The 13,128-nt window shown below is 38.2% G+C and carries 11 protein-coding genes and 1 other annotated feature (1 of these 12 cut by a window edge); of the genes, 2 read left to right on the plus strand and 9 right to left on the minus strand.

The annotated features are described in order from the left end of the window. Nucleotides 1-200 (minus strand) — a binding site (T-box leader); it reaches 25 nt to the left of the window's first position. A gap of 488 nt (nt 201-688) precedes the next feature. The 9 genes from NQ560_RS14315 to NQ560_RS14355 all read right to left on the minus strand — a co-directional run bounded on the left by NQ560_RS14315 (nt 689) and on the right by NQ560_RS14355 (nt 10,776). Then, complete coding sequence (locus NQ560_RS14315; protein WP_005335200.1) at nt 689-2,365, minus strand: DUF4091 domain-containing protein; 1,677 nt, start codon at nt 2,363-2,365, stop codon at nt 689-691. Between the two features lie 15 nt (nt 2,366-2,380). Continuing rightward, nucleotides 2,381-3,193 carry a carbohydrate ABC transporter permease gene (locus NQ560_RS14320; RefSeq protein ID WP_005335196.1) on the minus strand — a complete coding sequence of 271 codons (813 nt, stop codon included), beginning with the start codon at nt 3,191-3,193 and terminating at the stop codon, nt 2,381-2,383. 17 nt (nt 3,194-3,210) lie between these two features. Then, nucleotides 3,211-4,095 (minus strand): carbohydrate ABC transporter permease, encoded by an 885-nt coding sequence (locus tag NQ560_RS14325; protein WP_005335189.1) that lies wholly within the window; start codon nt 4,093-4,095, stop codon nt 3,211-3,213. An 89-nt stretch (nt 4,096-4,184) separates the two neighbouring features. Continuing rightward, nucleotides 4,185-5,486 (minus strand): ABC transporter substrate-binding protein, encoded by a 1,302-nt coding sequence (locus NQ560_RS14330; protein WP_005335188.1) that lies wholly within the window; start codon nt 5,484-5,486, stop codon nt 4,185-4,187. Nucleotides 5,487-5,724: 238 nt separating this feature from the next. Continuing rightward, nucleotides 5,725-6,534, minus strand: a complete 810-nt coding sequence (locus NQ560_RS14335; protein WP_005335187.1) for an acyltransferase domain-containing protein — start codon at nt 6,532-6,534, stop codon at nt 5,725-5,727. A gap of 2 nt (nt 6,535-6,536) precedes the next feature. Beyond that, nucleotides 6,537-7,373 (minus strand): carbohydrate ABC transporter permease, encoded by an 837-nt coding sequence (locus NQ560_RS14340; RefSeq protein ID WP_005335186.1) that lies wholly within the window; start codon nt 7,371-7,373, stop codon nt 6,537-6,539. After that, entirely contained in the window at nt 7,373-8,239 is an 867-nt protein-coding gene (locus NQ560_RS14345; protein WP_005335185.1) for a carbohydrate ABC transporter permease, read from the minus strand. The genes NQ560_RS14340 and NQ560_RS14345 overlap by 1 nt, the downstream gene beginning before the upstream one ends. An 18-nt stretch (nt 8,240-8,257) precedes the next feature. Continuing rightward, entirely contained in the window at nt 8,258-9,526 is a 1,269-nt protein-coding gene (locus NQ560_RS14350) for a sugar ABC transporter substrate-binding protein (protein ID WP_040015633.1), read from the minus strand. A gap of 188 nt (nt 9,527-9,714) precedes the next feature. Then, nucleotides 9,715-10,776: a uroporphyrinogen decarboxylase family protein gene (locus tag NQ560_RS14355; protein ID WP_005335183.1), complete on the minus strand. Its 1,062-nt coding sequence runs from the start codon at nt 10,774-10,776 to the stop codon at nt 9,715-9,717. A gap of 247 nt (nt 10,777-11,023) precedes the next feature. Here NQ560_RS14355 and NQ560_RS14360 point away from each other — a divergent pair, with 247 nt between their 5' ends. Together NQ560_RS14360 and NQ560_RS14365 are read left to right on the plus strand one after the other, a co-directional pair. After that, nucleotides 11,024-12,085 carry a uroporphyrinogen decarboxylase family protein gene (locus NQ560_RS14360; RefSeq protein WP_005335182.1) on the plus strand — a complete coding sequence of 354 codons (1,062 nt, stop codon included), beginning with the start codon at nt 11,024-11,026 and terminating at the stop codon, nt 12,083-12,085. 246 nt (nt 12,086-12,331) lie between these two features. Next, nucleotides 12,332-13,024: an RluA family pseudouridine synthase gene (locus tag NQ560_RS14365; protein ID WP_154104241.1), complete on the plus strand. Its 693-nt coding sequence runs from the start codon at nt 12,332-12,334 to the stop codon at nt 13,022-13,024. Nucleotides 13,025-13,128: the final 104 nt, after the last annotated feature.

Below are 13,128 nucleotides of genomic sequence, written 5' to 3' on the forward strand. Positions count from 1 at the left end.
ACCACCCTAAATTAACTGTAGCTATGTTGCAAATATCAGACAGCACAGTTCTCTCCATTCTCCATTAACGCTGGTCAGACGCTGCATTTTCATGCAGAGGCTCCAGGACCGGTTCCATGCAGTTCATAGCAGACACCTCACACCATATAATGTCCTCTCTGAGCCAGCTTACATGTACTAATTCCATTCATCGCCAAAAAGTATATCAATTTGCTCATAATTTTAATCTATCCCATGCACTTTGTCAAGATGTATACTACATAATCCTGCGCGTTGTAATCCTGCGCGTTAATAAATGCCATAAAAAAGAGAGAAGATTTTGAATGAACAACTTCTCTCTTTTTTCTCGGTTGAATTACCGTTTGTGATTGTGATTCAATCACCCTTTACGTTGGTGATTTATTATATCATGTTTTCGGAATTTTTTGATATTTTGCAACAAATTGTTGCTTTTTTATTCATATAAATGTTCTCTATAAACAATTTATATTCCCATTTTGGCAGCTTCAACTTGATTATTTCGACAGCTTCAACTTGCTTGTTTCGGTAGCTGCGTCTTATCTGTCTCTATAATCACATCTGTCTCTCTAATCACATCTGTCTCTATAATCACACCTGTCTCTATAATCACATCTGTCTCTCTAATCACGTCCATCTCTCACCAAGTGACACTCTGTTTATTTCCGATTTATTTCCGTTCAGCCGTGAGTTCCTTGATCTCACGATTCACCCTGTCTCTTAACTGAATCAGATACATATCGGATTTTGGATAGCGCTTGAATGTCAATGGCTCTGGCAGATTCCCTTCAATCAGCTCCATAACATGCTCTCTACTTGTCAAAGATTCCAGTAATTTCAGTGCTCGCAGATCTGTCATAGCTTCGTCATGTACCATCATACGAAGCGACTCTTCTGGCTGTCCATTTTCACCTGGATATACAAGGAATGGATCTCCTGACGGAAATGCTCCGGCCGCATCTGTCACTTCATATGGATTAATGTGTTCAATGGAATACTGGCTGTTATAAAAATTATAGCCCCAATGTAATACTCCAATAATTTCATATTTATACAGCTGCACACCGTAAATACGATTTCTCGCAGACGGCATGGACATAAAACGGTTACTTACTTCATAAAACTGTCCTGTACAATAATAAGTCCACATATCCGTCAGACCATTTGCCAAAAATTCCTCAATTTCATTATTTCCCGGAACCGGCTTGTCAATTAGACCGTGACGGTAAAATTCATAACTGGATAATGCATCAAATGTGTGAAATCCGTCCAGCATATTTCCAAGAGATTCTTTTGCAGCCTTATAAGACTCCAAATGTTCTTCTCTTGGCTCATCTGAAATGTGAAAATAAGTCACATCTGCAATTTCCCATTTTCTTAGCTTTGCTGTCAACTGTGGGAGAAAACTCTCAAGGAATTTTGTATATTCCCCGACCGCCGGTGTATGCCAGCCAAAAATCTTCTCTTTCTTTCCATTTACAGTTGCAACAACCTTCGGTGCATATTTTGCTCCCCATTGCGAGAACAAATGTGACATTTCAAAATACTCGATTCCACATTTCTTACAGAGATCGATCCAGCGCTTCAGCTTCTCAAATCCAAATACGTACTCTCCATCTTTTACTTCTACGTCAATCAACTGACAAGTCGTTCTCTCAAGTCCAATTGCAGTATCAAGCGGCGAAGTGAATAACGGGGTCAGCATCATATTACAATCACGTTTTACATATTCCTGGAAGTAATTTTCCAGAAGCTTCCAGTGTTCCTCTGAAAACACTTCTACATGATAATAATCCGCCAGGCAATCTGCATGCATCCATTCTGTGTGCATAATATCCAGTTTCGGAAGTTCCGTTCCGATAACTGTCACTTTCTGTTTTGCACTACATACAACTTCACCTTCTTTGATAAGCTGAAGCTCTATCTCATACTCTCCCGCCGGAATCTCATTTGTAATATCCACATCCACCCAAAGGCTGCGCCACTGGTGTGAATAGACAATCACTTTTCCGTCCTTTAAATCTTTAAGAAGATCCGGATACAATCCAGAAGTCGTCTTCAGATAATTATCATCTACAATTCCATTTGTCGCACGTCCGACCGGAACCATCTCCACCGTCCTCACATGAACATGCTCTGCAAGCTCAGAAACTACGCGCACATCTAATCGCTCACGCATTACAAAATCACCGGTATATGCCACCTGAAATGATACCGTCTCTCCCCACAGACCACTTAACATCTGACATTCCATACGGTATACCGGAGTCTCATCTGGGAATACCTTTTCCAGAGAACTCAGTGGTTTCATTTCATATTTAATTACTTTCTGGTCAAAAATACTCATATTTTATTTTCCCCTCTATCCTTTGATTCCACTCAACGTCATTCCTTCTTTGAATTTACTCTGCATAAATACATAGAAAATAAATGGTGGCAGGAAATTGATAACTGCACATGCCATAGTTAGACCTACATCTGTATTATACAATGTCTTCATCATACCAAGTGCCAATGGCAACGTCTTCATTTCCTGTTTTGAACAAGACACCATCGGCCATAAAAAGTTGTTCCATGCTCCGACAAATGTAAAAATAGACAGGGCTATAATAGATGATTTCACCATCGGCAATACCACTTTAAAGAAAATACGCAAACGTCCACAGCCATCTATTTTAGCCGCATTGATCAGGTCATCCGGAATATCCAGAATGGCCTGCCGCATAATAAATACGCCAAATGCTGTTGGCAATGGCAGGATCAGCGCTTTAAAAGTGTTTAACCAACCCAGATTCTTAATAATCAAAAATAACGGAATAATAATAACCTCTGACGGAACGACCATTGTCATGATTAAAAAGATGAACAACTTATCATTTCCTTTAAAATCCATCTTTGCAAATGCATACCCTGCCAGTGAACATACTGTTACCGTAAGAATTACACCGACAACTGCAACAAACACGCTGTTAAATACGTAATTTGGAAAATTAGCCAGGGAAAAAATTTTCTGATACTGCATCAGTGTCAGCTTTTCCAATGAAAAATCAAAATCATAAGCATTCGTTGTTGATTTAAAAGACATCATTACCATATAAACAAATGGAATCACACTGATAAATATAATAATCAACATAAATATATATATGAAGATCTTATTAATTACTTTTTTCATCCTATATTTCCCCCTTTCTATATCTCTGATGCTTCACGCTTCATCATTCCACGCTGCAACATTGCTATAACCAGAATTACAACAAATAATATATTGGAAACTGCCATTGCATATCCCGCGGAGCTGGAACCTGCAAAGCACAATGAATATGCATAAATCACCAATGTTGTAGATGCATTATTCGGTCCGCCACCCGTCATTGTGTAAATCAAATCAAAGCACTGTAATGATGAGGTAATTGATAAGAACACTGCTAATATAATCGTCGGTTTCAACATTGGCAATGTTATCCGAAAAAATCTTGTCACTGTTCCCGCACCGTCTACTTTTGCAGCTTCATAAAATGACTCTGAAATCCCAAGTAACCCTGAAGAATAAATAACTACATAATACCCTAACATTTTCCAAATGGCCACTGCTGCAACAACCGCCAGTGCTGTCTTAGCATTTCCAAGCAACATAGATGCCTTGATCCCAAACAAGCCAAAAAATGTTTCTACTGCCGGAATTTTTCCGTTCAGCAATTCTCTCCAGATAACACCTGTTGCCGCATTGGAACAAAGTACCGGAATGAAAATAACACTATTTGCAATCTTGCCAATTAACATATGGCGATGACTAACCAAAAATACAGAAACTATGAGGGATAAAATCATTTGTAACGGCACGATCATAACCATTAATTTTAATGTGTTAAAAAGTGCTTTCATAAACTTTGTATCTGTTACCAGCCTCTCATAGTTCTTCAATCCATAAAATGTTGGCGGTGTCATGATATTATATCTTGTAAAACTAAGTACAATTGATATGATGACTGACACAATAACAAAGCCGATCAGGATTACTGTAATCGGCGTAATATAACCATATGGTGCCAGATTTGCTATTTTCTTTTTATTCATAATCGTCCTTTCATCTTATTGCGCAATCATCAATAGTGCAAAAAGATGCCTGCAAAACTTGCAGGCATCGACTATTATGCATTTATCTTTTATTTATTTGCCCAATATTCATCTAACAGTCCGTTTGCATAATCTTCAGCCTCTTTCAGACCTTCATCAACGCTTGTCTCTCCGCTCATAATTCCCTGGAAATCAGCTGCAAGCTGGTTCAGGATCTGTGTTCCACAAGGACCAGCCTGAATTCCATGCCATTTGTCTTTATCCTCTGTATAGATTTTCTCCATCTTCTCATCACCTACATATGGCTCACTATCTGTAAGTGCAGCTCCCGGGCATTTTGCATGATATGCTGTCATGAACTCAGAACCTGTTACATATTTGATGAAGTCCATAGCAAGGTCTTTATCCTCACATGCAGACATCAGTGTCAGACAATCTGTTGCTCCAAATGTTCCAAAGTCTTTGTTCTTCAGTGAAGTTACAAAATTCCAGTTCAGATCCGGATATGTTTCTGCAAATGTTGTTCCATCTGTCTGTGAAGAACGTGTAATTCCGAATGCTGCTTTTCCGGCACCGAATACATTTGAAAATGCATCAGACCATGACAGTGACATAAAGTCCTCATTCATGTAAGATGTAAGTCCTTTTAACCATGTAACTGCTTCTTTTCCAGCCTCGTCAGCAAAGCTTACAGATTTCAGGTCGTCATTATAAACCTGTCCACCGTTCTGCCATAATGCGCTATAGTAGTATGCATTCAGAATCTGCATTGCTCCGATATCACTTGTATTCATTCCACAAGCAAAACCATACTGGTCAACTTTTCCATCTCCGTCAGTATCTTTTGTAGCTTCCTGACAGATTCTTGCAAAGTCATCCCATGTCTCAGGTGCTTTCTCTCCAAGTGCATTTAAAATATCTTCATTGTAGTATAACACGAATGGAACTCCCGTTACTAATGGCCAGCCATACTGTCCATCCATCATATTACCATTAGAAAGATATTTGTACTCTTTCTTATCTTCATCTGTAACGTAAGAAGACATATCCTCTACTGCACCTGCATCGATGTATGTTGGGAACATCTCGTTGTACATATATCCAACGTCCGGACCTTCTCCTGAATTCAGAGCTGTTGTATAAGTCTCTTCGTACTTGTCCCATGGGATAACTGTAAGATTTACTTTACAATCATTTTCTTTCTCCCAGTCTTTTAAAAGATCTCCCCAGTTCTTCTCTGTAGCATCATCAAGTGGTGGTACCCATACTTCTAATGTCTTCTCGCCAGATTTGCTGTCAGATTTTTTGCTGTCGCTCTTGCTTCCACAGCCTGTAAACATAGATACAGCCATAGCAGCAACTAACAGCACACTTACAATTTTCTTTTTCATTTTCGTGCTTCTCCTCCATTAATCGTACTTATATTTTTATAAATCATCACTTATAGATTATACATATTATTTTCACTTGCCTCAAATAGAATTTTTAAATAAATGTTTTCTATTTATTTAAAAATTAAATAAATGATTTTTTTACAGATTTTTTCGCAAATAACTTGGTTGTTTATCAAAAAACACTTGCATTTTCTATATGTTTTCTGAAATCTTTTCATTATCAATCAACAAGTCTTTATCTTTTATTTATGATTATTCCCCTGCCAATTCCAACTTTTTTACCGGCCAGAAGATATTGCTTCAATCCTCGCTGAAGACTATTTTCTTCCAGATATGCATCTTTGTTCTCTCGAATTTCCCCAAATACTCTTTCTTCTGCCTGTGGGAAATCATAATGTACCTCTACAATATGATACATTTTCTGAAAACGAATAATATTACTTGTCTCTGGTAATATCTCTCTCAGTTCCGGACTTAAAAGCCATGAATCGCAAATAAATATCACATCTTCGTTACTAAAAAATTTCTTAGCTGATTCAAAAGATTTTTGACATTCACAGTAATCCAGTTTTTCTCCAGCCGGTATATGAACATTCAACACTTTTTCTCCACTCGGCAAATGGTATTTCTGTGCCAACTTCTGATCCAAAATAAGTGGTTCAAACTGAAGTCTTCCCAGACGGAACAACTCCATTCGAATAGACTTTGCAACCCATTCCACTTCTTCCAGTCCATATACTTTGTATTTCCGATAACATTCTTTACACCAAATCGTGATATCAGAAAACGTATCATGAAATATCTCTTCGCTGATATCTTTCTCCTTATACTTTTCATGGACTTCACATGTCAGCTTCAGATAGAACCATAAAACCCATTGAAAATGTTTTTGAGTTTCTCGCCATTTATTTAAAAATATTTCAAAATCATTTTCAAATAAATGTTTCCATTCATAAAACTCCTTCTCAGACAAACTGTACTTTCCTATATTTTCCCGCACTTCCTCTGGTATTTCTATTCGCAGCATCACTTCCTGTATCGTCATAATTATCCTTTTACAGAACCTCCTACCATGCCAGAAATTAAATACTTTCTGAAAATAATTGCTGTTACTGCAGGTGGTATCAACGATACAATACCTGCTGTTGCAATTAATCCATATTCTACACTGTCTTTTGTCACAAATTCAGATACAACAATCGCCATAGGTTTTGTATCCATAGATGAAGCTAATATAAGCGGAATCTGAAACTGGCTCCATGTATTCAGGAACATAATCAGTGACACTGACAAAATAATCGGATATGACAATGGCAATATAATTTTAAAAAATGCTTTTCCTCGACTGCAGCCATCAATGTGTGCCGCCTCTTCCAGCTCTTTTGGAATTGTCGAAAAATAATTTATAATCATCCACGTTGCCATCGGCAGATACGAACTTACATAAACCATACTCAGCCAAAATGTATTATCCAGCATATGCCCTGCCGAAAACATTTTATACAGAGGAATAATAGTTGCCATTACCGGAATGACCATCGTAATAAGTAAGGCATTTTTGATAATTTTCCTTCCCGGAAACTCCATTCTGCTTAATGTATATGCACTCACCAAAGCAATTGGCATACCGATACAGATCGTCACAATCACTGCTCGAAGAGAATTTTTTAAACCTGTAAAGTATGCAACACTTCTTCGTCCGCCAGAAAACAAATTCTGAAAATTACTCCATGTAATATGACTCGGTAATAAACTAACTACATTTGAGAACATTTCTGCTTTCGGTGTAATCGCCATAACAAAAGTCCAAACAAATGGTCCTAATGTGAAAACTAAAAAAAATATCGTTGCAACAATATATCCTGCTTTCTTCACATACTTCATTAATAATCCACCTCCTTGTTCAAATTCCGGAGATAGAATATTCCTAAAAGTAATGCAAAAAATAAGACAATATACGTCATTGCGCTACCTTTTCCAAAATTCAAAAATGAAAATGTAGTCAAATAACTCTCCATTAATATATTTTTCCCCAAATCTCCATATCCTGAAAGTGCTACAATTTCATCAAAAACATTTATTGCAGTTACTGATGTTGAAGTAATTCCCAATGCCAAAAATGGTTTCATAAGTGGCATTGTAATATGCCAGAATACCTTCCTTGGCGTTCCTCCATCCATTTTCGCCGCTTCATAAATAGCATCCGGAATTGACTGGCGTCCAGCCAGGCATACCAATGCCATAAACGGCACACTACGCCATACAACTACAATCGAAACAACCAGTAATAACAGCCAGCGCGAACCAAGAAATTGAACCGGTTTACTTACCAGCCCCAGACCAATCAGTATTTTATTTAAAAATCCATATCCTGAAAAAAATACAAATTTCCATAAAATACCATTTACAAATGGTGGTAATGCCCATGGCAGAATTGCTATTGCAAGTAACATTCCGGCACATTTACATTCCAAATTCAAATATACTGAAACTAAATATCCAATTATCGTTGTAAAAACAATTACAAACACTAAAATAAATAAAGTATTTTGCATACTATATTTAAATGAATCCGACTGTAAAATATCTATATAATTTTTAAATCCGATATAATGAATATTTCCCGGCTCCGTAAGTTTCCATCTTTTCAAACTATACGCAAAAGTTGTAATAATGGGATAAAATACTAATACACCCATGATCAAAATCATGGGTGCAAGTAAAAGATATGGTAAAATCTTTTTTTTCATATGTGTATTTCCTATATTTTATTGTTCTTTAAGCAGTTGATCTAATGCTGAAGACATCTCTTCATAGGCTTTCTCCGGTGTCAATTCTCCAAGCGCCATCTTATTAATTGCGTTATACATTGCACTGCTCATTTCTGCGTAATAAGCTGGTACTCCATTCGGGAATGGAGATGAAATTAACTCAGATGCTTCTAACATGGCTCCTGCATTTGCAATTGTTCCATCATCAACCAGTTCTTTTAATACTGAACTACGTGTTGGAAGGCTTCCAAGTGTTTCATTTAATTCTTTCTGCATATCAGCAGATGTATACCATTCAACAAATTTTTGAGCAGCTTCTTTATTCTCAGATGTAGAAGTAACACCAAGTGCCTCTGGAAGAGCCATTGTTTTTTTCGCTGTTCCGTCTTTACCTGGAGCAAGAATCGGTTCAACCTGTCCTACTACCGCTGAATCATCCGGATTTTGTGTCTTAGATACAAACATTGTTGGTCCTACAAGAAAACTTGCTGTACCACTGCAAATTCTCATATAAGCCTCCATACCAGAAGCTGTCTTGTCCTCTGGGGCAACCAAATCAGCATCTAAAACTTCCTGATAATAATTTAATGCATCCATAATGGCATCTTTATTAAATGTTCCATCATCATTCCATACAACTCCGTCCATTTGGAATGCTGTCCACATTAATCCTGTTGCAGCTTTCTCTTCTGCATTCATAGACATTGCAAGCGGATAATCAACACCAGATGCTTTTAATGCTTTTGCATCTTCCAAAACTTCTGCATATGTTTTTGGTGCTTCATTTATTCCGGCTTTAGCAAACTGGTCTTTGTTATAATATGCGATACGATAATCATTGGAATATGGAAGTGCTAAAATCTCATCGTCTACTGTAAATGTATCTAATGTAAGAAAATCTTCCTTATCTGCATCTGAAATCTTCAGTGGCTCTAACCAGCCAGCTGCCTTGAATTCTCCTACCCAGGACCAGTCCACTTCTACTACATCAGCAACATTTTTATTTCCTGTTGCAGCTGTAGCCAGTTTTTCACGGATATCATCCCAGCCCACTTCAGATACTTCAACCTCAATTCCAGTCTCTTTTGTGAATTCATCCAGTTGATCATCAGATGGAATCGCCCAATCAGGCGCCATAAATGTAATGGATTCTCCTTTATCAGACTTTGTGTCACTGCTTCCGGAATCATTCTTTGATCCACAGCCAACAGCCATCGATGCAACCATAGCTGCAACCAATAACATGCTTACAATTTTCTTTTTCATTTTGTGTTTTCCTCCCGTTTTCTCTTGAAAATATTTCATAACTACATATACAGAATAGCATATCTCTCGTCTTTACATCAAATTGCTATTTTCGATATATAATCACTTTATATTCACTTTATCTATAATCATTTGTTTGAATTTTTATTAATATGAGTATATAGTGCCTATTGCAAAAACGGATAATTTTATCCCTTATATTCCCCGCATGCTCTTGCTGCATCCATGAACCAGTCTATCTTCTGTGGATCTGTTGTCTCTGGAATATCACATCCCGTTGCAAGTGTGTATCCCTTCTTTGCCTTACTTCCAATTTCTACACATCGTTTCACATCCGCAAAAATTTCTTCTTTCCTTCCTTTCATGACAATGCTCACTGGATCTACGTTTCCCGCAATCGGTACTTCACTGCCAATCTCGTCTGCCGCCTGCTTAATATCTATAATATTATCAAGGCTTAATTCATTTAACTGATATTGTCCAAGATATTTCCAAATACTCCTTGTGTCTCCACACATATGAAGAGATACTTTATGTCCTGTCTTTTCATATGCATAATCGGTCAGCTCTTTTGTATATGGAAAAACGAATTTTTCATACATTTTCGGTCCAATCAATGCTGGATTTGCGACCGGATCTGCCATGGCAATTCCAAGTCCATATTGAGCTGCCATATCAATACAGCTTTTTTGACTATCTGTTACAATTCTCATCAGCCGATGAACTTCCTCTCCATATTTCCGGCAATCTCTAAGCAATTTTTCCACCCCTCGAAGCGAAGAAGTAATTGTAAATGGTCCGCCAATGCTTGCCTCAATCGGTACAATTCCCTGCGCCTCTTCGCTCAATATTTTCGCTTCTTCTATAAATACTGCAATTCGAGGATCTCGCTTTGCCTCGACCGGCTCCATCTCATCAAGCTTTTTATAATCAGATATCATTGGGGCATCGGCATATGGAACTCCATTTTCCGGATAGATAAATTTTCCTCCCAGCGCTTCCACGATTCCTCTTGTATTCGGTCCAATCACAATTCGGTCATAGCCGTAACGATTAAATACAATTCTCTCTGCCTGTGCCATTTTTTTTACATCGAACCAAAAATCACGAACACTGATTCCACTCAGATAGCACTTAAACTCGCTGGTAAATGGCATCGCCATCACTCGGTCTGCCATCTCACCATTTTGAATTGCCTTCTTTCGTTCAATTGGTGTCATCAGATCTTTCGCATTCTTTTCAATTTTCATACCTTTTCTCCGTCCGCTTTTATATTTTCTTAATCATGGACATAGTATAGCATATTTTTACAATAAATCTACTCTTCTTTCTGTCTCCCCGCACTTTATACCACACCTTGCGCTAACACTAGTATTTAAATACTCTATATATTTTGTGTATCATTATATATTTCAATATCATTTTCATCCACTTTCCTTGTCCCTGCCTCCATTCGGTCGTATAATAAAAATATCAATAAAAAGAGAGGTAAGCCTTATGCACAAAGATGATCAAATGACCCCTAAAGAACGGGCATTTGCCCTGTTTGCAGGAAAACCAGTAGACCGTATGCCGATCAAGTTATTTTCACCATATATTGGAATGAACTTCGGGGCATCTTATCAAGATGCTTTCGTAGAGGCAAAATCACGCGCTCACTGGCTTATCGAAAGCTACAAACGTTTCGGGCAAGATGGCTTAAGTGTCAACTACCGTATTGACGGAATCCCGGTTGCTTTCGGTGCAGAATCTACATACGATCCACTCGGAATTCCTATGATTAAGGAAAATATTTTAAAAGATTTTTCTGAGATTGATCAATTAGACCTGGAAAAAATTCGCTTTGAAAATGACCCGAACGCCCAGACTGCATTTGAGGCTGTCCAAATTATTCAAGACGCATTAAACGATGAGATTTTCACAGGAGTCGGTCTAATGGGACCATTTACAACTGCTGCCAACCTTGCCGGTGTTGAAATAATCCTAAAATCTATGCGAAAAGATAAAGAAGGACTTCATAAACTTCTGGACTTCGCTGCGGACATTACGATTGAAGTTGGACGTAAATTCGTGGAGAATCAGATTGGGATCGGACTTGCTGAGCCAACAGCTTCCCTTCTGTCACCAAAACAGTTCCGTGAATTTGTCATTCCTTATTATGTAAAAGTTATGGACAAATGGAAAGAATGGGGCAGCCGCGGCTCTGGTTTCCACATTTGCGGAGATACAACAAAACTTCTGGAGACCTTCCCTGAGATGGGTATCCGTGGAGTCAGTATCGATAGTGCCGTAGATATTGCTGTTGCCAAAGATCTTGTTGGCGATAAACTTTCCATCATGGGAAATGTCTCACCAATTGAAATTCTGCGAGGCACTCCGGAATCTATCGAACAGGCTGTCATCGACTGCTTCCGCAAATGCTGGGACAACCCACGTGGATTCACGATTGCTCCTGGATGTGATATTCCGGTTCAGACATCACTGGAAAACATTGATGCTTATATGAGTGCAGCAAGAAAATGTGCAAAATACCCAGTACAGCCATCGAATTGGGAATAAAAATTACCGTGTGAACTTCTATGTTTTTCCTGTTCACACGGTATCTTTATTTTTAGCACTCATACTCGAAAACTTTTTAAATAAAACATTATTTATAGCAATTATCTACCATTTTATTTATGTTCTTGACAACCTTGCGTTTTTATTTCAATATAAGCATAGGTCAGGACTCTATCCGAATCTTGACCTATGCTTATATTTTTTGATCTAAGAACTATTTTTTATGAAATTACAAAGGAATATGACATGATAAATAACATCAACATTTTATACGAAGATACACAGATTCTGGTCTGTGTCAAACCGGCCGGAGTTGCAACCCAAAGCAAACGCATCGGCTCCCCTGACATGGTGAGCCTTTTAAAAAATCATATCAGCATGACTTCTGGTAAATCCGGTGAGCCGTACCTTGCCGTCATTCACAGACTGGATCAGCCGGTAAGTGGAATTCTCGTCTTCGCCAAGACGCCTGCTGCCGCAAAGGATCTGAACCGGCAGCTTACAACTTCCGGCTTCGGTAAGCATTACTATGCATTAGTTGCGGGAACACCAGAACCAACATCTGCTGATTTAGAAAACTTCCTTGTAAAAGATGCCAGAACAAATACTTCCAGAATCTGTCAGAAAGGTACTGCAGATGCCAAATTAGCAAAGCTTCATTATGATTTAGTTGATACTACATTTTTTGCTGATATTGCTTCCTCAATTCCTGTCGCGACCAGCCAGCTAAAAATCAAGTTAGATACTGGACGCCATCATCAAATTCGTGTGCAGCTTTCCGGTATGGGCTGCCCGATCATCGGTGACACGAAGTATAACCCCGACTCACCGAAGCTGACCGCGAGGCGCACACCACTGTGTCTTTGTGCATATCAGTTGGAGTTCAGGCACCCTGTCACAAAGAAAGCAATGACATTTTCACTTGATCATTATGTATAATATATCAGACTATATCAGATGTGAGATAGCTGCCACCTCTGATATAGTTTTATTTTTTCCAAGTATGTGGAGACTATATTAGAAATATTTTTATTTTTCTATTG

Origin of the sequence: Dorea formicigenerans, assembly GCF_025150245.1 — a bacterium.
In the GTDB taxonomy this organism is placed as follows: domain Bacteria; phylum Bacillota; class Clostridia; order Lachnospirales; family Lachnospiraceae; genus Dorea; species Dorea formicigenerans.